This is a genomic window from Streptosporangium sp. NPDC087985 (assembly GCF_044741965.1).
In the GTDB taxonomy this organism is placed as follows: Bacteria; Actinomycetota; Actinomycetes; order Streptosporangiales; family Streptosporangiaceae; genus Streptosporangium.
Genome location: NZ_JBIUTQ010000028.1, coordinates 1 through 24,430, shown reverse-complemented (window position 1 = coordinate 24,430; position 24,430 = coordinate 1). Strand labels below are relative to the sequence as shown.

At 66.0% G+C, this 24,430-nt stretch carries 18 protein-coding genes and 1 pseudogene; 13 read left to right on the top strand and 6 right to left on the bottom strand.

The genetic code is table 11. The annotated features are described in order from the left end of the window. The first annotated feature begins 142 nt into the window (after positions 1-142). From ACIN94_RS30515 to ACIN94_RS30495, 5 genes are all read left to right on the top strand, one after another. Positions 143-1,948, top strand: a complete 1,806-nt coding sequence (locus ACIN94_RS30515; RefSeq protein ID WP_400713742.1) for a serine/threonine protein kinase — start codon at positions 143-145, stop codon at positions 1,946-1,948. 630 nt (positions 1,949-2,578) lie between these two features. Continuing rightward, positions 2,579-4,180, top strand: coding sequence for a hypothetical protein (locus ACIN94_RS30510; protein WP_400713649.1), 1,602 nt, complete (start codon positions 2,579-2,581; stop codon positions 4,178-4,180). Beyond that, positions 4,177-4,908 carry a hypothetical protein gene (locus tag ACIN94_RS30505; RefSeq protein WP_400713646.1) on the top strand — a complete coding sequence of 244 codons (732 nt, stop codon included), beginning with the start codon at positions 4,177-4,179 and terminating at the stop codon, positions 4,906-4,908. The genes ACIN94_RS30510 and ACIN94_RS30505 overlap by 4 nt, the downstream gene beginning before the upstream one ends. Next, a complete protein-coding gene (locus ACIN94_RS30500) occupies positions 4,905-9,308 on the top strand; it encodes a hypothetical protein (protein ID WP_400713643.1) in 4,404 nt (1,467 codons plus the stop codon). The genes ACIN94_RS30505 and ACIN94_RS30500 overlap by 4 nt, the downstream gene beginning before the upstream one ends. Next, positions 9,305-10,390: a hypothetical protein gene (locus ACIN94_RS30495; RefSeq protein WP_400713640.1), complete on the top strand. Its 1,086-nt coding sequence runs from the start codon at positions 9,305-9,307 to the stop codon at positions 10,388-10,390. The genes ACIN94_RS30500 and ACIN94_RS30495 overlap by 4 nt, the downstream gene beginning before the upstream one ends. A 50-nt stretch (positions 10,391-10,440) precedes the next feature. Here the strand turns inward: ACIN94_RS30495 and ACIN94_RS30490 are convergent, their stop codons facing one another. Then, positions 10,441-11,748, bottom strand: coding sequence for an IS256 family transposase (locus tag ACIN94_RS30490; RefSeq protein ID WP_400713636.1), 1,308 nt, complete (start codon positions 11,746-11,748; stop codon positions 10,441-10,443). A 229-nt stretch (positions 11,749-11,977) separates the two neighbouring features. After that, positions 11,978-13,300 (bottom strand): RNA-guided endonuclease InsQ/TnpB family protein, encoded by a 1,323-nt coding sequence (locus tag ACIN94_RS30485; protein ID WP_400713633.1) that lies wholly within the window; start codon positions 13,298-13,300, stop codon positions 11,978-11,980. A 59-nt stretch (positions 13,301-13,359) separates the two neighbouring features. On the opposite strand from ACIN94_RS30485, the gene tnpA reads away from it, so the two are divergent. After that, positions 13,360-13,776, top strand: a complete 417-nt coding sequence (gene tnpA, locus ACIN94_RS30480) for an IS200/IS605 family transposase (RefSeq protein WP_400713630.1) — start codon at positions 13,360-13,362, stop codon at positions 13,774-13,776. A gap of 439 nt (positions 13,777-14,215) precedes the next feature. Here the strand turns inward: tnpA and ACIN94_RS30475 are convergent, their stop codons facing one another. Next, a complete protein-coding gene (locus ACIN94_RS30475) occupies positions 14,216-14,737 on the bottom strand; it encodes an SgcJ/EcaC family oxidoreductase (RefSeq protein ID WP_400713628.1) in 522 nt (173 codons plus the stop codon). Positions 14,738-14,814: 77 nt separating this feature from the next. On the opposite strand from ACIN94_RS30475, the gene ACIN94_RS30470 reads away from it, so the two are divergent. Then, a complete protein-coding gene (locus tag ACIN94_RS30470) occupies positions 14,815-15,264 on the top strand; it encodes a MarR family winged helix-turn-helix transcriptional regulator (protein ID WP_400713626.1) in 450 nt (149 codons plus the stop codon). A gap of 120 nt (positions 15,265-15,384) precedes the next feature. Then, a complete protein-coding gene (locus tag ACIN94_RS30465; protein ID WP_400713624.1) occupies positions 15,385-16,299 on the top strand; it encodes an IS982 family transposase in 915 nt (304 codons plus the stop codon). A gap of 18 nt (positions 16,300-16,317) precedes the next feature. On the opposite strand, the gene ACIN94_RS30460 is transcribed toward ACIN94_RS30465, so the two are convergent. Further along, positions 16,318-16,689 (bottom strand): DUF5997 family protein, encoded by a 372-nt coding sequence (locus tag ACIN94_RS30460; protein ID WP_400713622.1) that lies wholly within the window; start codon positions 16,687-16,689, stop codon positions 16,318-16,320. Between the two features lie 55 nt (positions 16,690-16,744). Between ACIN94_RS30460 and ACIN94_RS30455 the strand changes: the two genes are divergently transcribed. Further along, positions 16,745-17,473 carry a LysR family substrate-binding domain-containing protein gene (locus ACIN94_RS30455; RefSeq protein WP_400713620.1) on the top strand — a complete coding sequence of 243 codons (729 nt, stop codon included), beginning with the start codon at positions 16,745-16,747 and terminating at the stop codon, positions 17,471-17,473. A gap of 28 nt (positions 17,474-17,501) precedes the next feature. Here ACIN94_RS30455 and ACIN94_RS30450 read toward each other — a convergent pair. Beyond that, positions 17,502-17,651: pseudogene (locus tag ACIN94_RS30450) on the bottom strand (Rid family hydrolase); the annotation flags it as partial. A 739-nt stretch (positions 17,652-18,390) separates the two neighbouring features. On the opposite strand from ACIN94_RS30450, the gene ACIN94_RS30445 reads away from it, so the two are divergent. Both ACIN94_RS30445 and ACIN94_RS30440 read left to right on the top strand, forming a co-directional pair. Beyond that, entirely contained in the window at positions 18,391-21,393 is a 3,003-nt protein-coding gene (locus ACIN94_RS30445) for a family 20 glycosylhydrolase (RefSeq protein ID WP_400713618.1), read from the top strand. 313 nt (positions 21,394-21,706) lie between these two features. Then, complete coding sequence (locus ACIN94_RS30440) at positions 21,707-21,874, top strand: hypothetical protein (RefSeq protein WP_400713615.1); 168 nt, start codon at positions 21,707-21,709, stop codon at positions 21,872-21,874. A gap of 324 nt (positions 21,875-22,198) precedes the next feature. Here ACIN94_RS30440 and ACIN94_RS30435 read toward each other — a convergent pair whose 3' ends face one another. Next, on the bottom strand, positions 22,199-23,461 hold the full coding sequence (locus tag ACIN94_RS30435) for an XRE family transcriptional regulator (RefSeq protein ID WP_400713612.1): 1,263 nt from the start codon (positions 23,459-23,461) through the stop codon (positions 22,199-22,201). Positions 23,462-23,604: 143 nt separating this feature from the next. On the opposite strand from ACIN94_RS30435, the gene ACIN94_RS30430 reads away from it, so the two are divergent. Both ACIN94_RS30430 and ACIN94_RS30425 read left to right on the top strand, forming a co-directional pair. Beyond that, positions 23,605-23,892: a hypothetical protein gene (locus tag ACIN94_RS30430; protein WP_400713609.1), complete on the top strand. Its 288-nt coding sequence runs from the start codon at positions 23,605-23,607 to the stop codon at positions 23,890-23,892. 17 nt (positions 23,893-23,909) lie between these two features. Next, complete coding sequence (locus ACIN94_RS30425; RefSeq protein WP_400713606.1) at positions 23,910-24,176, top strand: hypothetical protein; 267 nt, start codon at positions 23,910-23,912, stop codon at positions 24,174-24,176. The last annotated feature ends 254 nt before the right edge of the window (positions 24,177-24,430 follow it).

Sequence of the window (24,430 nt, the reverse complement as noted above, 5' to 3'; positions counted from 1 at the left end):
AGGACACAGCAAATTCTCATAAGTTACATGATTCTCGCTCGACACGAGAGAGTCGGATGGGATAAAACACCTCTGAACTTTTCCCGCGATTGGCCGGCACTCGCCGTGCTTCCCTCCTGAACGGAGCCCGGTGAACCAGCACATGCCGGCAACCGCTGCTCTCCGACCGCTCACCGTTGAAGATCCGCCACAGATTGGTCCGTATCGCCTGGTGGGACGTCTCGGAGCAGGCGGTATGGGAGTCGTCTTCGCGGGCATCGACACTCTTGGGGTTCGCGTAGCCGTCAAACTCATTCATGCCTCATACGCGAGCGACTCGGAGTTCCGCGCACGATTCACTCGGGAGATCTCCGTCCTCGATCGCGTCAACGGCGCCTGCACCGCGCGAATCCTTGACTCTGACGGGAACGCGGCTCGGCCATGGCTGGCTGCCGAATACGTGCCAGGCCCAACGCTTGAGAGTCATGTCAGGACTCACGGGACGCTCCAGGGCGACGCGTTGTTCGGGCTCGCAGCCGGACTCGCCGAAGCATTGGTGGCCGTGCACGCGGTAGGCGTGGTTCACCGTGACATCAAGCCGTCGAACGTCATCCTCTCGCCGAACGGCCCTAAGCTCGTCGACTTCGGCATCGCCCGCGCGCTCGACGCGAGTGTTATGACCCGCACCGGTACTCTCGTCGGATCGCCAGGGTGGGTGAGCCCCGAAGAGTACAGCGACGCACCAGCCGGGCCACCCGCCGATGTCTACGGCTGGGCGATGCTGGTCGTATACGCGGCCACGGGCGTTCCACCTTATGGGGCCGGGCGCCCGGAGGTCCTGGCACTCAAGGTGCTGAACGAAACCGTCAATACCTCTATGCTCCCCAACCTTCTACGCGGCCTGGTCGATAGAGCATTGGCCAAGCTCCCCGAGACACGCCCCTCATCGCGCGAACTGTTGGACATGGCTGCTGAAGCCTGGCGAGCGCACCAAGAAACCCAGGCGATCGACAGTTTCGAGGCGGCCGACAATGTCACGGCTCGATTGGACCGAACATGGGTTCTTCCCGTCGAAGATCCGAGCTGGCCTGCCGTACCGGCTGCGACACGGAAAGCCCCAAAGAGTCGTCGAACAGGTGCGGTGACCGCGATCGCCGTTGGACTCGCGGCGGTCATCGCCCTGAAGGTGCTACCGGGCGATACAGATGAGCGGAAGCAGCAGACCGACGTCACCGCCGTCCCGACCAGCCATCCGAGTTCAACGAGCGCAAACCTCAAATCGACGCCCACCGCTACAGCAGCCGTGAAGACCGAGTCTTCGCCGCCCCAACCAGCCCCGCCACCGAGCACGATTACAGAGCTGGCCGCCGCGATCGAGCTCGCCATGGAGGCCACCCCGGCGGGGACGTTCAGCTTCGAGGGGGGATTCACTCAGAGCAACGCCGGCGGAATAGCCACCGGACGATTCATGAACCATCTGGCGTACGACGATCTCGACGTAAAGATCATGACTTACGAGGGTTTTAGCCGTCGTTATGTGGTCCTGAGCAAGACGGTCTATCCCAAGAACCAGGGTTCGGATGGATCACCCATTGAGAGAATAAGCTCGGCAAATCCGGACTGGTATGGGCTTGTCGTTGCCGGTACGGCTGGGCCGTCGATCATCCGGGAGATCGTCGCCAACTCCGCCCGGTTGAAGCGCAAGGGGCGCAACTACTCCGGGACCCTCGCCATCGAGGACACCAACGGCCCGCTTCGACAGTTGCTCAACTCATGGACGGGTGACGACGTCGCCAAGACGAATGCCGACTCGTACATCATCTTCAAGCTCACCATCGACAATGAGGACCGACCGAAGAAGTTCGAAATCGCCTGGTGTGTACCAATAACCGATGTAGAAATCTACAAGTCCGTCTTCACGACAACCTACAAGAACTGGACAACTAGCCACAAGATCAAGCAATCGTAGCGGCGGGTGCGCTGATCATGGCCCAGCCGGGTGAGCAGGATGGTGTGCACAAGGCGCTGTCGCCGCCACGGTTGAGCCGGCGGCGAGAGGTTTTGCCGAGGGCGCTTCGATCGGGTTGCCGCCGCACAGGGGCCCTTCAGGTTCCGCGGCCACGATCGACACTCGCTTTAGAGAGAGTAAGCGGAGTCGCTTCGCCATATGCCCTGAACTGCAGAAACACGGTCGTGATCTCGTGCAGCAAGCTTGATCATCCCGCGCATGTCCCACGTCAGCCGCTGACTACGGCGATCACATCATCCAGTAGACGCCCAGTAGCGGCGACAAACCAGAAGTTCAGCCTGCGGCTGATTTCAAGCGCGATACGAGGGCCCACCTAAGCATGACAGTGGGCCCCATTTGTTGATTTTGGGGATCTTGATCGCGCACGTCTTTAGGTTCTGGATCAAAGATTGTGGAGCGATGACGCCTTTCGCTGGAACTCGACACGTCCAGCTCGAAGGGAGCCGAGGCCTCGATCACCCTCGAACCTGATCACCTGAGCGCACGTGCTGGTTCGCCAATCGGACGGAAATTATCCTAGCCAGGTCGTACCATCTCGGCTTATCAAGGCGCGGCGGTCAAAGGAGGCCTATGACGCCATTTTTAGGGGAGGCGGACGAGCCAGGGAGCGGGCCCGTTGCGGCGGATGTGTTCGCCATCGGCTCCGACGGGCTCAGTGTGCACGAGTCCTCTTTTCCCGCGCGCGTGGCGGCGTTCCTGAGGTTCAGCCCGGTGATCGAAGCCGCGCAAGCGGCTCACCGCCGGGACTGGCCGGAGGGAATCTATGACATCGTCACTCTGGCCTTAACCGCCATCGATCTGGTCGTGGCGCGACAGGGCTTCGAGTTCGAAGCCACCCGGCAGGACGTGGTGGACGCGCTGTCGGTGCTGTCCGGGGTGGCGGCTCCGGAACGCCCGGTCGGCGAGCACGTGGACGTCGCGATGTTCGTGGTGGACGCCCTGCTGAACCGGTCGAGCGGCCAGGCCCCCTTCCGATACGTCACCAGCGACTACTCCGATTATGAAACCGGTCACCGGCAGCGCGAGGTCCCCTTCTCCCTCCTGGTCGAGCACGATCATGCGTCGCGCGACGAGAATGTGCTCCGCGCCACGAAAGACGCCATCAACGCCTTGATCGGCGGCCTCGACTTCGATGTCGAAGACGAGCAGGTCGCCACGGAGCTGGTGCTGGAACGGCAGCTGGCCCGCAACGCGTTCGATGCGGCGTTGAAGTCCGCAGAACGAGCCCGGCTGCTGTCAGTCAGCCTCGCGGAAGGGCTGGATCGGCTGCTGAAGCAAACGCGCCGTGATCTGCGGATCGTGGAGGAGGAATGGGCCGCGACAGTACCGGACAGCTTGGAGGCTGCTCGCAAGCACATCAGGGAGCGGCTGAACACCGAACGGCACCTGCTGGGGAAGGTCCGGGAGGCGCTGGTGAACGGCGAGGCGAAGCTTCTTACGTCCGGGGTGCGGATCGCTCAGCTGCTGGAGGAATGCCAGCGCCGCCACGAGTCATTGCATCATCGGGTCATCGCGGCCCGAGGGGTGTTCCTGGAGGAGCAGGAACGCCAAGCCTTCCGCCCGCCCGCGTTGGTCAACTTGCCGGATCCGCAGCAGGAGATCCTCCTGCCGGTCCTGGAGCTGGGCAGCGCCGAGGCGGGCACTCTGACCGAGCGGTTCCTGATCGACATGGCGGGCCCCCGTAGCCCGCGACTGCCCCGCCTCTACCGGCTGATCAACGACTTGTGGATGCGCAGCGGCGGCACCGCCGCAGGCGAGCGGGGCGACGATGAGGCCGAGCTCGCCGACCTGCCGGCACCACTCATCCGGGCAGAGGTCGTCGATGTGGCGATCCGCGCCGTACGGAGCGTCGGCCTGCCCGCCCGGCTGTCCCGGCTGCTGCACGCCTGCCTGAACGATGCCCAAGCCCCCTCTCCTCATGTCCGCCAGCAGAGTGCCGAGGTCCTGAACCTGGCCGTGTTGTGGGCTTTCTCCCCCGAGGACGCCGACGATGAAGGCGGCCGGATGGCCGATGACCTGATGGCCCGCATCCTGGGAACGCGCACCGCCGTCGACACTGACGGCACACCGTTGCAACTGCCCGGGTGGGACGGCGACGACGTCATCGTCGCCCCCAACGCCGATGCCCTCGCCGATGCGAATCCGGTCCCGATCAGCAGGAAGTCAGCATGAGTCTCATCGACACCGACCACACCGATATAGGCCTCCTGGTGTCGTTCGCGATCCGGCCGACTCAGCGGCCCGGCCGCAACCCCGACTACCAGCGGGTTCTCAGTCGCTACCGGACCGAACTGGAGTTCAAGACCGCTGCGAACGCGATTTTGCACGGCTTGGGAGCGCGGGTTCTGTCCGACGGCGACTTCGGGCTCATCCTGGGTATCGAGCCCGAGTCTCCGCTGGCCTTCCGCATCTCCGACCTGCCCTACACGGGAAAGCCGGAGAACAAGCTGCTGGCCGGTCTGGTTCTCACCGGCCTGGTCGCGTTCGTCTACCCCAGTACGCAGGAGCTCGGCGACGACCGCGTCCGGCGTATCTCAGCCAGGGACTTCGATGCATGGCTGCGGGAGCTGTGCGAGCGTTTGCGCTCTCACGACGCCGCCGGCGACATCATCCCCGAGGAGGGGCTGGACGAGGCCTGGCGGAGCTATCTGGCCTTGCCGTCGGTGCATTACGGGGAGGCCGGCCGCGGCTCCGGCAAGTTGACCAGCCGCTGCACCCGCTATTGGGTGCAGACGATCCTGACCTGGCTGACAGGACAGGGTATGGCCCGCGTCGACAGTTCGGCCGAGGACACCTGGACGCTGACCGAACGGTTTCGGGTGCACGCTAAGGAAGTCGCTCTCGAGCGGGCCTACAGTTTCATCGCCGAGCTGCACCGCAGAGAGGAATCCCGCGGATGACCTATCAGCTCGCCGGGCTGCGGTTTCGGACCGTGGGCGAACGTTCCGCCCGATTCACCGATCTTCCACTCGACTTCACCGCGCCGGTCGACGGCGCCGCCGTACCTCAGGACTCGGTCGTCTGGCTGCGCAACGGCGGAGGCAAGTCGAGCATCCTGTCGCTGACGTACGCGCTTCTGTTGCCGCACGCCAACGACTTCATGGGCAGGACCGTGCAGCGCAGCCTCACCGACTACGTCGACACGGGCGACACCTCACACGTGATCGCGACATGGCAGCCTCATGACACCAGCCGGACCCTGCTGGGCGACCCGGAGGAAATCCTCGTCACCGGTGTGGTCCATGAATGGTCGGACTTGCGCAAGCCTGTGAAGGCCGCCGACTCCAAGGACAAGCTGAGCAGCTACTTCTACGCCTTCCACGCCGTCTCCGGCGTTTTGGAGCCGGACACGTTGCCGTTCTGCGACGATTCCGGACGCCCCAGGCGGCTTACCGGGTTCCTGGAGGAGCTGCGCGAGCTGGCCAAACCACATGCCCGGCACGCGAACCTGGTGGTTACCGACAAGCAGCACGTCTGGACGAAAGCGCTCCTGGACCGGCACTTGGATCCGGAGATCTTCCGTACGCAGAAGCAGATGAACCACGTCGAGGGCGGCGTGGAAGACCTGTTCAAGTTCCCCGCTGCCAAGGACTTCATCAACTTCCTGCTGGATCTGGCCACCCAGCCGGCCGCCGCCACCAGCGTCGCGACCCGGCTCGCGAGCGTCACGGCCCTGCTGGCGGCCAAGCCGCAGAAGATCGAGGAGCGCGACTTCTGCAGCGCCGCCGCCGACGATCTGAGCGACGTCGCCGCCAGCTATGAGCATGTGCAAGCCGCTGCCGGTGAACTGACCGCTGTCACCACCGCCGCGGAGGTTCTGGCCGCGTCCTTCACCGCCGCAGTCGCCGCCGCAGAGGAGCTCCAGGAAAGCCTGAAAACACAACTGACGGTGTTCGCAGAAGCCCGCACCGCGGCCAACAACGATCGCTCCACGGCCACTGACCTGGCCTACCTGTACCGGAAGGAAGGCGCCAGGCTGCGTCTGGCCGAGGCCGAAACCCAAGAGCAGGAGGCGGGCCAGAACGTCGACCAAGCGCGAGCTCTGGTGCAGGCCTGGGAGACCACCGTCCAGCTTGCCTCGTTCGCCGAACTGGAGTCACGCTTGGCCCAGGCCGAGCTGCTGGCCGCAGCCGAAGAAGCCGAGATCGCCCCACTCCGCGAAGAACATGCCCGGCATGCGGCCCTGCTGCGACACCGTCTGAACGCGCTCGCCGAAGAAGCCGATTTCGCGGCCGACCTGGCCGACGAGCAGAAGGAGACCGCGAGGGAGGCCCTCACGAAATATGGAGAGCTGGAGGAGCGAGCGCGAACCGACAAGACACAGGCGACCACCGACGAATCCCAGGCCCAGACCCAGCTCAACATTCTCGATCAACGCCGCAGGGACGGCGTCGCCCGCGGTCACCTCCCCAGCCACACCATCCCACTCCAAAGCCACCTCGACATAGTGATCACCGAGCGCGCCGGAGTCGATCGGCAGCTCAAGGAACTGGCGGCACGGTGCGAGGACCGCCGTACCCGCCGTACCGAGATCACCGACCGGGACGCCGCCCTGGCGGGCGAGCACAGCACCGCCGACGCGACGCGCACCCAGACAGTCGAGCGGCACGCCGATCTGGATGCCAAATGGGCCGAGCTGACCGGTTCTGAACGGCTACGCGGGCTGGCTGAGACCGCCGGTGACGAGATCGTCGACCTGTGGGTCGAGGGCCCGATCCTGCTGCGCCGGTTGAGCGACGCGGTCATCGCGGCGGACGACGAGCGTATCCTGCGCAGAGCCGAACAACACGCCGACAGGAGGAGCATCGAGGCGCAGGAACGCAACCAGGTCCTGCCGTCCAGCCTGGACGCCGAACGCATCGAACGCGAGCTCCTTGACGCCGGCGTACCCGCCCAGACCGGCTGGGCCCATCTGCGCTCGGTCATGCCCGCTCACCACCTGATGACTGCACTGAACCTGCCCGAGATCGCCCGGCTCGGTTGTGGAGTGGTAGTCCCGACCAGCCGGGTCGCCGACGCGACCCGAGTCTTGAACTCCCGTGCGGCTGTCACGACCTCGCTCATCGGGGTCTACTCCGCCGAAGCCGCGGACGTCCTGGTCCGGGGCGGGGTGGTGTCGGCGGACTCCCTGGCCGCCGCGGCTTGGACCCGGCTGCAACCGGGCTTGGTCGACCAGAATGAGGCAGCGGCAGCGGTCCGGCTACTCAAGGAACGCGTCCACGCCCACACCCTCAAGGACCAGGGTCTGGCCCGGCAGCGCGCGGCCGACGACGAGCTGCGCCGCCAGATCACCCAGTTTCTCGACGACTGTCCCGCCGGACACCTGGCCATCCTGAGCGACGAGATCGATCGGCTCGACCGCAAGCTGCAGGCCATCAACGACGAGCAGGAGGACAATAGAGCAGAGCTTCAGGGCCTCGATGACGGCGACCGGCTGGACGATGCTCTTCGTGACGTGCTCAACACCGATCTTCGCAAAGCCGACGCCACCATCAACTGGCTTGAGGAGTTCGCCCTCGTCTTGGCCGATGCAGACAGCTGGCGCGAGCAGCTGACAGCCGCGCAAGAGCGCGGCGCCGACGCGGACCGTCGCGCCCGCCAGCACAACGCCGATGCCCGGCAAGCCCTCCTTGAGACCAAGCAGTGGGAGGTCACCGCTGAAACCGAGCGCCGCAGAGCGGCTGACTACCGGTCAGAACGCGACAGCCTCCCCGACACCGCGACCGATCCACTGGACGTGCGTGGGGATCCGGCCACACCTCTGGATGCTCTGCGCCGCTGCCAGCAAGACGCACTCAAGGCTCTGGAAATCCGTGCCGCCCAATCGGTGCTGGCTGACCGGGTGCAGGGCCTCGCCCGGCAAGTCGCCGACGCCAAGCGCGAAGTCATGCAACGGCCTGCCGCCGATCGCGCCACCGCCGGGCGATTACTTGCCTCCCCCGAAGGCCAAGAGCCGCACCTTCGATCCGCCGCCCTCGCCCGCGCCCGGCAGGATTCGGAAGCGGCGACCGACGAACGCGGCGCGGCCAGGAATCAGGTGAAACAACGTGGTTCCGAACTGGAGGCGATCGAACGGGTCTATCGGCAGCCGCCACGCCGTACCCTGCCCGTCGTCCCGACCAGTTCCCAGGAAGCCGATGCCCTCGCCGCCGAGCAGGAGCTCCGCAACCAGGGGGCGCAGGAACGGCTCACCCAGGCCGAAGGCTTCATCAACGGCGTCGAGCAGCAGACTTCGCAAGCCGAGCACCGCAAGACGCTCCTCGGCACGCTCCTGGAATCGCTCCCGGATCCGGGCGAGCAGCTCGCGGAGCCGTTCGCCGAAGACGAGGACACGGCGCGCACCCGATCCCGGCAGGCCAGGGATGCGGTGAGCACCGCGGCCAAGACCCTCACCGGCACCGAGGTCGGCCTCAACACGTCCGTGGACCGGCTCCGGCGCACGGCCGCTCGCTTCACGGGGATCTCCGGGCCGATGAAGGACCGGGTGGCGAACGATCCGCCCGCGCTTCTCGGCCCGCACGCCGACGAGCTGGGCGGCAAACTGCGGCTGCGGGCGCAGACCCTGGCCGGCGAACTCGGTGCCATCGCCCAGGACCAGGCCATCCTCAGCGAGGCGCTCGCGCACCTGGTGAAGGACAGCCTTGACATGCTTGGCAAAGCAGAACGCGCCTCCCACATGAAGACCGGCTCCGGGTCGTGGGCCGACAAGAAGGTCCTGCGGATCAGCTTTGACCGGCCCGATGACGCCGACCTAGTCGTCTACGCCGAGAGAGTCATCGACAGGCTCGTGGAGAAGGGGCTCAAGCCCGAAGGCATGCCGCTGCTGAAGGCCGCCGTTCACGAAGCCGCAGGACCTCGAGGTTTCACCGTCAAGGTCCTCAAACCCACCGATGACACCACCGGGACCACCGAGGACATCAGCCGCCTCGCCAAGTGGAGCGGCGGCGAGAAGCTGACCGTATGCGTCGCGCTTTATTGCACCCTCGCCGCGCTACGCGCTGCGCACACCGGCCGCAAGGGACGTTCCGGAGGGGTCTTGCTACTCGACAATCCCATCGGCCGGGCTTCATCCGCCTCCTTGATACGGCTGCAGCGCAATGTCGCCGCCTCACACGGCGTCCAGCTCATCTACACCACCGGAGTGAAGGACCCGGCCGCCGTGATCCAGTTCCCCAACGTCATCCGGCTCGACAACCGGGAAGGACGCACCCATAACCGCCGCTACATCGTCCCCGAAGCCAGTTACGTCACCGGCATCCGCGTCGCGCACACCGACCACCCGTGGGACAGCGCCGAATGAACCAGCCGATGTCACCGCTCGCCGCCGAGCTTGCCCGGCTCGTCATCCGGTTCCGCGGCAAACGGATCCCCGTGACTGATCTATTCGGTGAGGCCAGCAGGTTCGATCCTGGGTTGGTCGGCGATGCTGAGGGGCTGGCCAGATTCCGTAGCGCCCTCGGCGAACTCGAGAATGCTAAGAGGATCACGCTGCCGGCGCCGAGATCGGCTACCGGCTGGGATCGTCGAACCGTTCCCGCCATCCCGTTCTGGGTCATGCGCGTCGAACCGCTGACCGTCATGCACCCGTCTCATTCTCCACGTGTGTGGCCTCATCTGCTCGAAGCCGCCGGGGCCATCGCCACCAGAGCCGACGAACGGAAGATCCTCGATCGGATCGCCACCTGGATCCGCGACGATCCCTCCCCCGAGTTCGTTCCCGTCCAGGAACGCTCCCTGGAACTCTTCGACGACGAGAAGGCCATCGACGGCTACCTGAACAACCGGCTCTTCACCTCCGGTGCTCTCACTCTGGAGCTGCTGGCCTGCTTCCCGCCCGCCTTGCCGTTCGTATCCCAGCACGTGCCAGGCGCCGGACCTACCGGACTGCTCGTCCTGGAGAACCGCGCCACCTACACGTCCTTTCTCACCGCCCTGCGCGACCTCGATCCAGCGGCGAGACCCGACCTGCACCTCGGCTGGGGCCATGGCAACGGCTTCGTGCAAAGCGTCCTGAGCATCCCCTTGCTCGAACCAGCTCCCGACGTCGTGCATTACTTCGGAGATCTCGACCTCGCCGGGCTTCTCACCGCAGCCAACGCCGCCGCGCAAGCTGCCGCCGCAGGACTTCCGACGTTGCGTCCGGCTTCTTCCTATTACCGGTTTCTCCTGGATGGACCGTCACGCTGGCGGAGCAACGACGCCAGCAACCAGCGCACCAGCACCGACTACCCCGCGGTCTGCTCCTGGCTGCCTCCGGCATTACGCCCGCGGGCGGTCGAGCTGCTCTCTACCCGCCTGCGTGTGCCGCAGGAACGACTCGGTCTTAAGACGCTGCGTCGCCACCCACATTTCTGGGATGGCTTCGCTGCGGGCGAGCGGTGATAACTCGAGGATGTCCCGCAGTTCGTGGAACTTGAAGAGCGGTCCCGCGGTCAGGCGACGTTCTCGTTGTAGCAGTTTGAAGTGGCGTTCTGGGGCGTGACGTGCCGTTCGAGCGCGACTCTGAGCTTGGGCAGGTGCAGGAAGCCGTTTACACGGCGAAACTGCTTGGAGGCCTCGGCCATGCCGGCCGCGCACCAGCGCAGGGCCATCTGCCCGTTCTTCCAGTTCTTGACGTTGACGGCATGGTCGCGGCAGATGGAGATCATCGACTCGATCGGGTTGGTCGAGCGCAGCGTACGCGCCAACGTCGGCGGCACCTGCAGCCGCAAGACGGTCAGCGTCTCGTCCATGCCTTCCCGCAGTGAGGCCGCCGCGCCGGGATACTTCATGTCCAACTCGGTGGCCAGCGCGGTGGGTCCGGCCTCGGCGGCCAGGAGCGTGTCAGCGTGGTAAGCCTCATGCATCCGCTTTTCGGCTGCGGCGCGGAGTTTCAGCGGCAGCCGGTCGCGGACATTTCGGATCTTGTGAAGCTGGCAGCGCTGGATCACCGGATGGTCGAACACGTCCAACACGGCCCGGCGTAGCGCCTTGGAGCCGTCCAGGACGACCAGGATCGGGCCGGTGACGTCCAAGCCGCGCTCGCGCAGGCCGACGATGAGCTCACGAGCCAGTGTGGCGTTCTCGGTGGAGCCCTCTACCAGTGCCAGCGGGTACTTGGTGCCGTCGATGCCGATCCCGAGCGCCACGATGCAGGTGTGCTCGCCGAAGTGCACGCCGTCCAGCATCAACGCGGCCAGCTGCAGCCCGGACAGGTCGGCCGACATCATGTCCGCGAGTGCGCGCTCGGTGGCGGCGACGAACCGCCGCGAGATCGACGATTTGGAGGTGCCGGTGGCGGCCTGCTCGATGCGGCCGCCGACCGGCTCCAGACCAAGCGGGTAGCGGCGGATGGACAGTTTGCCGAGCATCTTGCCCAGCGCCGTCTCATCCAGGATCTCGGTGGAGGAGAACAGTTCGTAGGACGGGATGGCAACCTCGCCGGTGCCGTCGGCGGTGCGGACGCGCGGGCGGCGGATCGGTAGCCGGCGGCCGCCGAGCACTACCGATCCGGCGTCGCTGCCATGCCGGACCGCGGTCCGGCCGGGGTTGTGCCGGCCCCGCGGCCCGCAGATGACGGTGACGTCCTCGTCCAGGATCGCGAACATGACGGCCAGTCCGGACTGGACAGCCAGGGCGAGCAGGCCGTCTCTCATGGAGGTGGCGATCTGGTCCATGGCCACGCTAACGGTCTGTGGAACGGCCATGTTTTCGGCAACGTGCCGTGCGGGTCGGCGCTTGTTCTGGTAGGTCTTGCTCACGGTCCCCGTCTCCATACTCGGAGTGATGTGGTAGTTGCTCGAGACCTACCACCAGGTAGGCCGCGAGGCGGGGACCGCCACATCAAGTTCTACGAGCTACGGGACAACCTCCACAATCAGTCCACGCCTCGGAAGGCAGAAGCTTGCTATTGCCGATTGCGCCTTCGGACCCCTGACTGCTCGCTTTTGACCTGCTCCCCGCCCTGAGGGACGGGGGTTCCCGTGCCGCTTACGCGGCAGCTCGCGGCGCGCCGCGAGCTATGGAACGGGGTGCTTGACGCTTCACCGACCCGGGCAACCCCGAGTCTCCACGCCCTGAGACGACCGGCCCGGCCGCCTGCCCTCTGGCCTTGATGCACTTTGCGGCGTTCACGTCAGCGTGCTCGGTATACCCGCAGGTGGTGCAACGGAAGAGGGCTTGGCTCTCGCGACTCTTCGCGTCCACCTTCCCGCAGGCTGGAGCCGAGCACGTCTGGGACGTGTAGGCGGCAGGGACCTTACCGATGACGCTGCCGGTATAGCGGGCCTTGGACCGCAACGCGACTTCCAGCCCGTACCAGCCCTTATCCAAGATCGCCTTATTGAGGCCAGACTTTTGAGCGACCCGCGAACCCGGCTCCTCGATCGTGCCGGACGCCGAGGCGGTCATGCCACGGACGCCCAGATCCTCCAAGACGATGTGCCCGTAGTCGCGGGTGAGCCGGTGCGCGGCCTGGGCGTTGAAGTCCGCCCGGCGCCACCGAACCCGCCGCATGATCTCCCCCACCGCACCGGCCACCACCTTGCGCCGGGCCGAGCCCTTCTCCGTACGGGCCAACCGGCGTTGCAGCCGCAGACACCGCTGCGCCTCACCGGCCGACAGGTAGCCCAGATCGGCCTCGCGGCCGGTCTTTTCCTCCTTCGGGGGCACCGGTGAGGACACGCCAGACTCGCTGGCATGGCGGCGGTCGAAGAACTCCCCGTCGCAGGTGACGGCAGCCGTCACCACCCCCCGGTCCACCCCCGCCACCTGGTCGGGGCGTGCATGCCTCGGCATTTGAGTGATGCCGTCGTCGACCAGGAACGAGACGGACCAGTGCTTACCGTCGCGCGAGACGGTCGCGGACCTCACGGTCTGGCCCAGCGGGCGCGACAGGCGGAACCTCACCCACCCGAACTTGGGCAGGAACACTCGCCCCCACTTGCGGTTGATCTTCTCGACCGGGATGTGCTTGGCGGTCGGGAACCGAAACGACGGCGTCCACTTCGCTCTGCTCTTCCAGCGGACCTTCCAGGTGCCGTGCCTGCGGCACGCCTCGTCCAGGTCCTTGAGCGTCTGCTGGATGACCTGGGCGGGAGCATCAGCCAGCCAGGTGAACTCGCCCTTGGCATCGGCGAGTTGCCTGCACTGCTCGGCGTAGCCGATGAAAGCGCCCCTGCGCCGGTAGTCGCGACGTTGTTGCAGGCCGGTGTTCCACACCGACCGACAGATCCCGGCCACCCGCTCGGCGAACAGCTGCTGCCCGAAGTCCAGCTCCAGCCGGTACTTACGCCCCGTCAGTATGCGAAACACCTCCCTTGCCCCACCTGTCGTTCACGTCTCACAGATTCGAACACATTAGCATCTGGTCTATGACTCAAGAAGCCGAATACCGGCGTGGTAGACATGTGGTTTCCGCGATGCATGCCCATCTGGTCTTCGTGACCAAATATCGCAGGAACGTCTTCGACGACGAGATGCTGCGCCGCTGCGAAGAAATCATGATCGAGGTGTGCGACGGCTTCGAGGCCGAGCTACGCGAGTTCAACGGCGAAGACGATCACATCCACCTGCTGGTCCACTACCCGCCCAAAGTCGCCATCAGCAAACTGGTCAACTCGTTGAAGGGCGTGTCCTCGCACTACCTACGCAAGGAGTTCACCGGCCGGGTCAACCGCGCCATCATGCACGGCCACTTCTGGTCCCCCAGCTACCTCGCCGCCTCCTGTGGCGGAGCTCCACCGACCATCATCAAGGCCTACATCGAACAGCAACGCCGTCCAGCCTGACGTTCTGGGTCCGCGCTTCGCGCTCCGGGATGTCCCGCCTGACGGCGGGCCATCCCCTGACGGGGACCGCATTCATCCCCGGCCCGAAGGCCGAGGCTTTCTGCGGACCTTCGGTAAGGCACGCCAGGGGGCACGGATCCTGGGCGATCCAGGATCTCACCTTGGTGAACGTTCCGCCCAGATGCTCGGCCGTCCGCACGCGTCCGGGGCCGTTGTCACTCAGATAGTCACTCAGCGAGGCGGTGGCGGCAGCCTGGAGACGTGTCTGGGGTCGGAGACGTGCAGGATCTCAGCTGTCTAGATGAATGAGTCCAAGGGTTGTGGCGCGGACTATCCCCTCGTCTGGCGCCAGGAGTTCGGGGGCGGCCGCCCGTTCTACACCGCGCTCGGCGGCAGCGCCGACGCCTAAAGGGATGAGGCTGAGCGGTCCGTCGCGGTGTCAGGGCTGGGTCGCGGACGAGGTTGTCCGTGCAGCGCCGGGAGCCGGGCGACCCATACCCAGGCGCCGACCGATCCGGCTCATCGCCTGGGACATGCGGGACGGGAAGGCATCGGGGGCGGGGATGGTCACCGGCCGCACCCGTCCGTTGTGGATGGCGGAGATCCGCCAGCCCTGTTCGGTGCGGACGACCACGAGGGTCTGCCGAGACAGGCGGCGCTTGGGCAACTTGGAGCGCCAGGGCATCAGCACCGATGCCATGCCGTGAACGATGGCAACGTCCGCGGTGATGTGGCGGATCGACTCCAGGTCGCCAACGAGCGCCGAGCCGGCCAACACGCCGCGGAAGAGCCGGTCGTGGTTGTCCTGGAGGGCCGGCCGGCCGGTCGCGTGGGTGCCGTCATAGGAGACGTAGTCGGCATCAGCGGTGAAGCAGGCGCCGAAGGCGACGGCGTCGTTGGCGGTCCACGCCTGCATGAACCGGTCGAACAACTGCGTGATCTGTTCGTCGCTGGTGGGCATGGCAGCCTCCTTAAGCTATAATTTCGACTATCGAATATTAAGATAACAGAAAGATTCGAATGTCGAAAGATGATGACATGCGCGAAGTCGCCGTGCGAATGAGAACGCTTCAGCAGAGCTTCGATGCCTTCGACGAAGCAGCCGCGGCCGCGCTGGGGCTGAACCGCACCGACCTGCGCTGCCTGGATCTGATCCTGGCCAAAGAGCCCATGTCAGCCGGAGAACTCACCACTGCGGCCAAGCTCAGCCCGGCCGCGACGACGACCGCCATCGACCGCCTCGAACGAGCGGGCTACGTCACCCGCAGCCGCCATGCCGCCAACCGGCGGCGGGTTCTGGTCACCGCCACCGAGGCCGCCCGAACTGCCGAGAACGAGGTATACGGACCCGTCGGCGAGGCCGGGATGCTGGCGCTCCGACGCTACGACGAGCAGCAAATCGCCGTGATCATCGACTTCTTGGAGACGGCCCGCCAGGTCCAGGAAGAACAGACAACGCGCCTCAAAGGACTACCGGCCGGTGGATGAATGCAGGCATGACCCTGTCCTCGCCCCGGCAGGCACCGGCCCTGCGGTTGACCGTCCGGGCCCCACTTGTTGTTGGCGAATTGGCTGCGCAGGCGGGGCGAGGGCGTCCAAAGTCGGTTTGTGACGACCGAATTGGACACCCTCGCTACGGCACTGTACGTCAAGACCGACGACCTGTTGAAAGCTTCGCCGCAGCTCACACCCTGGCGGCCGAAGATCGGGATCTCCCCGAGGCTCAGCGATGCCGAGCTGGTCACCCTCGCAGTGATGCAGGCCCTGCTCGGGTTCACCTCCGAGGCCCGCTGGCTGCGCCACGCCCATGCCCACCTGCGACACCTGTTCCCGTACCTGCCCCAGCAGAGCGGCTACAACAAGCGCCTGCGCCGGGCAGCCGGCCTCATCCGGCATGTCGTCCGGGCGCTGGCCATGGACACCACGCTGTGGAGCGACGACGTCTGGGTGATTGACTCCACCTCCGTCGAATGCGGACGCTCCCGGGAGACCGCCAAACGCTCCGATCTGGCCGGATGGGCCCAGTACGGCTACTGCGCCAGCCACTCACGCTACTTCTGGGGCCTGCGCCTGCACCTGGTCTGCACCCTCGGCGGACTGCCGGTCGCCTTCGCACTGACCGGCGCCAAGGCCAACGAACAGCAGACGCTGTTGGAGATTTTCGCCGCCGAGCCGGGTCTGCTCACCAGTAGGCCCGGCCAGACCTTGATCGGCGACCGGAACTACTTCGGCAACGCCTTCGAAGCACACCTGGCCACCGAGGGCGTGGAACTGCTACGGCCCGCGCGCAAGGGTGAAGCCGAGCGGCCCGGCGCCAAGCTGTTCAAACCACTGAGGCAGACCATCGAGTCGATCAACCAGACCCTCAAGGGCCAGCTCGACCTGGAACGACACGGAGGCCGGACACCCGCAGGGGTCATCACCCGGGTCCTGCAACGGACCCTGGCCCTCACCGTCGCCATCTGGCACAACGACAAGACCGGCGCACCGATCCACCGCTCACTGACCGCCTACGATCACTGAACCCTTGGATTCATTCATCTAGCGTTGCTTGAGGCGGAGTGCTTCTTTGCGGGCCTCGGCGTAGCTGGACCGCTCGCGCTCCAGCCACGCCGGGTTCTCCGCTTTCAGCGCATCGATCTCAGCGGTGGTGAGTGGTCCGGTGATCCCACCTCTGATCAGGCCGGCAATGGAGACCCTGAGCTTCGCGGCGATGACCTGCTTGGTGTGCGGGCCGTTGCGGCGCAGGTCAGCGAGCCAGGCGGGTGGCGTCGACTGCAACTCGTTCAGCTCGTCCCTGGAGACGACACTCGCCTGGAACTCGGCGGGAGTGGCCGAGAGGGGGACACCCAGCTTCTTGGCCGCGGTCACGGGCTTCATTGTCTGGATGGTCTTCGGTTTGGGCGAGGTCATGACGTCAAGAGTAGTCAGCCGGAACAGGTTCCCTTGACATCGGTACCCTGAGGAAGTGACTGATGGAGAGACCGGTACGACGTTTCGACTGGCTTACGTGCCTGGGGTGACACCCGCGAAATGGGTCAGCGTCTGGACCGAGAGAATGCCCGGCGTGCCGGTTACCCTGGTCGCGGTTCCCGCCGCCGAGGTGGTGGGACTCCTGCGGAATGGCGGCGCCGACGCCGGATTCGTCAGGCTGCCGGTCGACCGGGACGGGCTCAGCGTGATTCCTCTCTACGTGGAGACCACGGTGGTCATGGTGCCTAAGGACCACGCGGTGGCCGCCGCCGACGAGGTGGCCATCGCCGACCTTATCGACGACGAGGTGTTCAATCCTCTGGACGACACCATCGAGTGGACGGTCCGGCCTGGGCTGCCCGCGTTCACCCGCCCGGCCACAACGGCGGACGCGGTCGAGCTGGTAGCGGCCGGCACTGGGATTCTCCTAGTTCCGCTGTCGCTGGCACGCCTCCACCACCGCAGGGATCTCACTTACCGGCCGGTGCCGGACGCGCCGCAGTCTCAGGTTGCGCTGACCTGGCCCACGGACGCGACCACTGACCTGGTGGAAGATTTCATCGGCATCGTCCGCGGCCGGACGGTGAACAGCTCGCGGGGCCGTACCCCCGCCTCCCCTGCGGAGAAACCGGCACAGCGGCAGGCACAAAAACCCGCACAGAATGGCTCCGGTCGCCGGGCCGTGCCAGCCAGCCGTAAAAGGAAGGGCTACCGGCCTCGGTGACCTGCAGACAGATGTGAAGATGCGCCGTCACCTTGACGACGTCGGAGAAGTCGAGGCCGCGGGCGGCGAGCAAGGCGCTGAGGTTGCGCAGCACCTGTTGTGTCTGCTCGGTGATGGTGTCGCCGACGACCTCGCCGGTGGCGGGATCGTGTGGCCTCGTGCCGGGAAGCTGAGGGATCGGCGGACGTCGTGGGCGTGTCGGCGAATGCCTGTCCCACTATCAGCGGGACAGAGATTGCCGCCGCGGCTGCTGCGGCAAGGGCTCGGCGTCGCCGGCTCGGGCGAACGTGCCGGCTTCCAAGGAGTGTCCTCAGGCGGGCCCACTACAGCAAGTGAACGAGCGACTGAGTGATCGCTTCGTGGCGCGATCTCGCGCGGCCATCGCAGCAGGCGGCCACTCAGGGAACCGGCGAAGGTCGGCAAGGCGGCCGTTCTCCTTGTACAGACCGACCTGAACCGATGGTGTCCATCGGGTTTGCCGCGTCTGATCTCCCGGTCGACGGCCCCCGCCCATCGAGTTCCGACTCACTCCCGAGATGCCGTCGACGTCGCCCGCACCGGTATAGACCGGCTGTGGCAACAACCACCGTTGTTGCCAATCCGATAGATGGCGGTATAGACCAAAACTTTAACTTCTGCTTACCCTGACGGCCTGAGATCCCCACATAAGGGATCTATCCGCCGCCCAAGACCGCCAACCGGTATAGACCAGTCACCCCCCAAATAGCAAGGCGGTAATCGAGATGAGCAAGAAGATCGCCGGGACGGTCGGTCTCCTGGCCGCGTGAACTCCCCCACCACCACATCAGGAAGCTGCACGGACGCTGCAGCGTCGAGCGGGTGCGCCGGACATGTCCAATCAATGCCCGAACGCGGCCCGTGCTGGAGGTATGCAGTACCCCGATTTAAGGAGTGACGTGAAGATCTCGTTCCTATCGGCGAAGCGCGAGCAGAGAAGGGACCGTGGCGCAAGTCGACGGCCTCGGGCCCGCGCGGTCTCTGCTTTGACAATCGGTGCGCTCCTCGCCACATCCCTCACCGGTGTCATGGCGAACGCCGCACAGGCCGGCACGGTGTCGACCTCGCCAGCATCACCCCGGATCGTCCCCCTCCCGGTTTCGATGAGCACCACGGCCGAGAGCGTCAATCTCGCCCTCCTGCCGGGTGTGGTCGCCTCCGCCAAGTCTCAACGTATGAACTGGCCCGATGCGACGTACGCGCCCGCCAACGCCATCGACGTCTTCGTCCACAACGGTTGGACCTCGAACTATGCGTCGGTCGGGGGTGGCTATGACCCGACTCAGGACTGGTTCCAGGTCAAGCTGGCCAAGCCCGCCCCGGTCTACGAGGTGTTCAGCCTCTGGACGTCGCCGGCCAAGCCGACGGAGTACGACCTGCAGGTCGCCACGGACGCCGACTGTCAGACGTGGTCGACGGTCGCCCACGTGGTGAATCCGAGCGACAAGGATTCCCAGGTGATCGATCGCAAGGACCCGATCTCCTGCGTCCGGATGCAGGCCCTGGCCACGAATTCCAAGACCGGATACACGATCAACGAGTTCGAGGTATGGTCCGGCCCCAAGCCGGCGCCAGTCGTGGGTCAAATCATTCCCGTGCCGGTGCAGCAGACGCCCGGCACCGGTCAGCCGTGGGAGCTCACGGCTAAATCCCGGATCGTGGTCTCCGGCAGTGGCCTCGCTGCCACGGCTGAGGTTCTTGCGGACTACCTGCGGCCGGCTACCGGGTACAGACTCCCCGTGGTGACAGGTTCTGCCACCGCCGCCGATATCGCCCTCACCCTCGCGCCAGTGCCCGGCCTTCCACAGGGCAACGAGGTCGCCGCAGCCGAAGGCTACTCCCTCACGGTGTCAAGTACGGGCGTAAACGTCGTGGCCCCGAACATGCACGGCCTGTTCAACGGCTTTCAGACCCTTCGGCAGTTGTTGCCGGCGGCGAGCCACTCGCCTTCCATTGGCGTGGGGCCATGGACGGCACAGCCCATAACGGTCGTGGACTACCCACGTTATGCGCATCGAGGTCTCCAACTCGACCCTGCCCGTAACTTCCTGACGGTGGCCGAAGTAAGGTCCATGATCGACCAACTGGCAGCGTTGAAGGGCGACCAACTGCACCTGCACCTGAGCGACAGCCAGTCCTGGCGCCTTGAGATCAAGGGCTACCCGGCACTGGACGGCACCGGGTGCAACGGAGCGGGCTGCCTGGCGGGTTTCTACACGCAAGAGGACTTCAAGGACTTGGTCAAGTACGCGGCCGATCGGTTCATCGAGATCGTCCCCGAACTGGAGAGCCCGGCCCATGCCACGGCGGCAGTCACAGCCCTGGGCGGCCGCGCGGTCATGGGTTGCCAAGGCCAGACCCAGACCGACCGGTTCTGCACCAATCCGAATGACCCGGCCAGTGCGCGGGCCCTCGCGTTCTGGAGAGACGCGATCGCGCAGCTTGCCGCGATCTCTCCCGCACCCATCATCCACATCGGCGGGGACGAGGCCATCGGGATGCCCCACGAGGACTACAAGTGGTGGATCCGGCAGATGGAGATCATCGTCAACGACAACGGCAAGCGGATGATGGGCTGGAACCCAGCGCTGGAAGGATACGCACCGAATTCCACCTCCATCAACCATTACTGGTCCGACTACACCGGCGGTGGGCCCGCTCTCATCAAGCCTGAGTGGTTCAACCAAGGCCGGGACGTCATCGTGACCCCGGAATACAACGCCTATCTCGACTTCGGGTATGACGGGTCCCCCGGCAGGACGCCGCGGACGGAACTTCTCCAGTCCTACTCGTGGGACCCGGAATGGGTGTACGAAAAGTACCGGTCGGTCTGGGCTCAACCCGCCTACGGCGGGCCGAAGGCGGAGGACATCCTCGGTATCGAGGCGCCCATCTGGGGCGAGCAGATGCGTGGGCTGGCCACGAACGAGTACATGGTCTTCCCGCGGCTAGCCGGAATCCTCGAAAAGGCCTGGTCCCCCAAAGTGCTCACCCAGGACTACGACGCGTATCGGCAGCGGCTCAGCGTGGCCGGACCCCGATGGGCGTTCGCGAACGTGAACTTCGGCACCATATCCCAGGTCACCTGGAGCACGGCGGCGATGGGGACGGTCGCCCGTTTCGGCGTGGACAAGACCCTGAGCAATGCGCCCCTGGCGCGTATGACCGCTGGCTCGATTCCGCCCGGTAATGTCGCGGCCGTGATCGATTGGGGCGACGGATCCCCGACGGAGCCGGCCAGCATCGCGGGGCGCGATTACGTGGCGAGCCAACGGCAGGGTAGAAACCTGATGTCGGTCAGCGGGAGCCACACCTATCCGGCGGACCAGGTGTACCGCGGAACCGTCACCTACAGTTATCAGGACCAGACCTGGGTCGTGCCGTTCACAGCGACCGGCGTCCCGTCCTGCACGAAGACGATCATCGGGCCCCACTCTGGCCCATTGACCGTCTCCTCGGGTGTCACGTGCCTCGATGACGCGACGATCACCGGACCCGTGACCGTGCGTGCAGGTGCCGGGCTTTACGCGTCCGGGTCCGAAGTGCGCGGCCCGCTGACGGCGTCCGGGGCCGTCGACGTTCTGCTGTGCGGTACCACAGTGTCCGGGCCGGCCACCCTGACCGGTGGGGCGCGGGCCTGGCTCGGCAACCACAAGGGGGACTGCGCGCCGGCGACGATCAAGGGCCCGGTGAGGGTCACTGGTATGACGGGTCAGGTGACGATCGACGGCTCGACGGTTAGTGGCCCGCTCGTCCTGCAGGACAACACGGCGGCGACGATTGTCGCCGGCAACCACATTGGCGGGCCACTGTCGTGCGCGGGGAACTCCCCTGCGCCGACCAACGCCGGCGAGCCCAATACCGCGTCCGGCCCGAAGTCGGGGCAGTGCGCCGGGCTGTAGACGGACGAAATGACCGGCCGAGGCGTTAAGCCCGGTAGGTGAACGCTGGTCACGGTGGCCCTCCCGCATTCGTGAGATGGGGAGGGCCACCGTGACCGGTCAGGCACGGGCAGCCGTTCAGATCCGGGGTAGCCGCAGGCCCGACATGCCGCCGTCGACGGCGAGCGACATCCCGGTAGTCGCGCCGGCCGCGGGACCAGCGAGGTAGGCGACGTCCATCCACGACCCCGGCCGTTCGGGGGACGTCGTCAGACGGCCAGGCGGAGACAGGCCAACCAAGCAGCCGGGCACCATCGACATCCTGTTACGTGCGGTGGCCGACGACGAAATCAACGGTGTGCTCCTCGGGCCGCCGGATCTCGGCTGGCTGTATCACCCCTATGACGGCGGCGCCGACGTAATCCTGTCCACGCGAGCCGAACGCAACGGGCTCAAAGCACGGCACCACACCTGGCTGTCCGACCACCCGGCCGGCCTCTAAGGACACTGCACCGACCAGGTAACGGCGCCATCCAGCTTGACCACCGGTCAAGCATTGACACGCGTCCCGCCAATGCTTGATCTCGGTCCCCGAGACGCCGAGAGGGTCGATCCGAACTCTCGGATCGACCCTCTGAACTGCGTCGGGACGACAGGATTTGAACCTGCGACCCCTTGACCCCCAGGCAACCCAGGAGGGGGCGGGACCATGCCTGATACCCGCCCCCACCTGCGCATACGGTCCACGGTGATCCACCGACGTCCAGCCCCGTCCGGGGTCGTTGTCACTCAGTTGGTCACCCAGAGATTCACCTGTCCGAGCCGGTCAGAGCGCGCTTCCATCCGTACGACCAGCAGCCGTGAGCGCCTCCTTCAAGATGACGGCCTGGGGTGACTTGCGCTCGGCAAGCAAGACCGCGACATCGACCAGTTCCTTACTCGCGTGGCGGTTCAGCTCGACGGCATCGGCCACGACACGAAGACTCACCTGTACGGCCATCGCCGCGTCTCCGGCCTCGACGTGAGCCTTGGCCAGGCATGAGCCGTACCAGGCGCGGTCGCGCTTGTAACTCTCCGGCAGGCCCGACAGCCCTTCCGTCAGTAGGTCGACCTTGGACCAGTTGCCGAGCTGTAGTTCGGTCATGCCGCGCTGGAGGCGGAACCAGGTCTCGTCGTAGAAGTACATCCACGCGGGCTCGTCGTCGGCGTGTTCTGCGGCCTGGCGGATCAGAGCCTCGGCCTCGTCCAGCAGCGTGCGGGCGGGCCGGGCATCACTGGCGAGTGCGTGCCCGCGGGCAGCCATCTGCGCGGCCATCCCCCGCACGCCGGGGGTAACCTGGCCGTCGTGCCAGCGGGCCGCGTCGGCGAGCCGTACGCATCTGCGGGCGTTGCCCGCACTCCACGCCTGGTGGGCCTTCATGCTGAGCGTGGTGGTAGCCATGTTCACGTCGCCGATCTCCAACGCCCAGTCATGGGCGCGGTCGTACCAGGCGAGCGCGGCGGCCTGGTCGTCGATGTCCAGGGACATCCACGCGACGAACTGGGCGTACTGCGAGGCCAGGTCAACCACCGTGTCGGCCAGCGATCCGCGGGCGCCCTGGGCAAGCTCGACCACCACGCCAAGCTGTTGCCGCACGATGCCAAGCAACGGACGCGAGCCGATGGTGTCCTCGACCTTGCGATGTTCGGCAAGACAGGTCGCCAGCCAGTCCACGGTGCGCTGATCCACCCGGCTGGGTCGCTGGACGCTGCGGGCGATCCGCTCGAACAGATCGGCATCAGGTGCGATGGTCGGCAGGGGCAGCGCGGGCACCGGGAGGCTGGGGCGCTCGGCGAGGTCGAACAGGTCGGCCTCGGTGCTCCGCAGCGCGCGGGCGTACAGCAGGCGGTAACGCTCGCGGGGGTAGTGGCTGCCGCGTTCCCATCCCCGGATGGTCCGGGCGAGGTCGTCGATGCTGGGCAGCTTGCCGCGCTGCTCCCCGGCGACTTCCTTGAGCCGACGTGCCATGTCGGCCACGGTGCCAACCTTGGCCTTGCGCTCGTCGCGCAGCCGTACGGCCCACTCGGGGGGTGTTCCTGGGGTGCCCATCGTTCACCTCCGGATATTCGCGGATACGGCCGTATCCCTGGCTATCTCCCATTGTCATCGTGCCCTGCCGGAGTGCGGCGGCTTAGCTGAACGTGATGATTACTTCACAGGTTTCGACGGCTGACGATCCGGCTCTGTGCTCGATGCAACGGCTTCACGCGGAGCTTGAGAGTCTCGGCATCACCTCTGACGTCCACCATGGGCACGGTGCGGCCCTGCTGAGCGTGTGGGTGGACCTGCTCGTGTGGTCCGACGGCTTTCGCTTCATGTGGTGGAACGGCGAACACTCCGCGCGGACGGGCCGCAGGAAGTACGCCGCTCACACGGCGGACAACCCGGCGACAGCCGCTCGCCGGATCGCTGACCGTTACGCCGCTCTCCGCGCGACGCACCCCGCGCCCCCTCCCAGAGCGGGGGCGGCGCCGTTGTGATGTTGCTTGAGACGTGCGTGAGCCCGCACCTGGGCATGGCGCAACGTGATCACGTCCGGCTCGACTGGCACAAGCCGCACCACACATCGGAGCGGGTGCGGCCGGTGGCGTGGACCTGCGTGTGCCGGGCCACGGTCTATGAACTGTGCGAGGGCGGCGGACGGGCGTTCATCCGACGCACCACGCAACTCGACAGCGGCCACCAGGTGGACGAGAGTCACCGCTGGTCGATCGCCGAAGCTCGGGCGACCTGGACGGCACTGCTGTCCGGGAAGGCCCGGTAGAGACGGGCGTGGCGGCGTGTGCTTCGGAGGGACGGCGTCGCCACGCCTGCCAGGAGTCCACCATGCAGGGCTCCTGGCCCATTCCTCCCCCGCCCCCGATAGCTGCCAGATTGTGTGTCCCGACCGAGGGGTCAACTCCGTCTTCGCGTGTCCGTCCGCGGTCACGTCCAGCGAAGTGGTGTATGAGTTGATCTCCGCGTGATCCTGTTTCTGCAGGTTAAGCGGTAAGTGTCTGCGGAATGGGTTTCTGCTGC

Bases quoted from the DNA above. Each gene is read 5' to 3' on its own strand.
- ACIN94_RS30460 (WP_400713622.1), bottom strand. From the start codon at position 16,689: ATGACCTCGCCCAAACCGAAGACCATCCAGACAATGAAGCCCGTGACC.
- ACIN94_RS30495 (WP_400713640.1), top strand. From the start codon at position 9,305: ATGAACCAGCCGATGTCACCGCTCGCCGCCGAGCTTGCCCGGCTCGTC.
- ACIN94_RS30430 (WP_400713609.1), top strand. From the start codon at position 23,605: ATGCAACGGCTTCACGCGGAGCTTGAGAGTCTCGGCATCACCTCTGAC.
- ACIN94_RS30435 (WP_400713612.1), bottom strand. From the start codon at position 23,461: ATGGGCACCCCAGGAACACCCCCCGAGTGGGCCGTACGGCTGCGCGAC.
- ACIN94_RS30475 (WP_400713628.1), bottom strand. From the start codon at position 14,737: ATGCCCACCAGCGACGAACAGATCACGCAGTTGTTCGACCGGTTCATG.
- ACIN94_RS30510 (WP_400713649.1), top strand. From the start codon at position 2,579: ATGACGCCATTTTTAGGGGAGGCGGACGAGCCAGGGAGCGGGCCCGTT.
- tnpA (WP_400713630.1), top strand. From the start codon at position 13,360: ATGACTCAAGAAGCCGAATACCGGCGTGGTAGACATGTGGTTTCCGCG.
- ACIN94_RS30515 (WP_400713742.1), top strand. From the start codon at position 143: ATGCCGGCAACCGCTGCTCTCCGACCGCTCACCGTTGAAGATCCGCCA.
- ACIN94_RS30500 (WP_400713643.1), top strand. From the start codon at position 4,905: ATGACCTATCAGCTCGCCGGGCTGCGGTTTCGGACCGTGGGCGAACGT.
- ACIN94_RS30470 (WP_400713626.1), top strand. From the start codon at position 14,815: ATGCGCGAAGTCGCCGTGCGAATGAGAACGCTTCAGCAGAGCTTCGAT.
- ACIN94_RS30505 (WP_400713646.1), top strand. From the start codon at position 4,177: ATGAGTCTCATCGACACCGACCACACCGATATAGGCCTCCTGGTGTCG.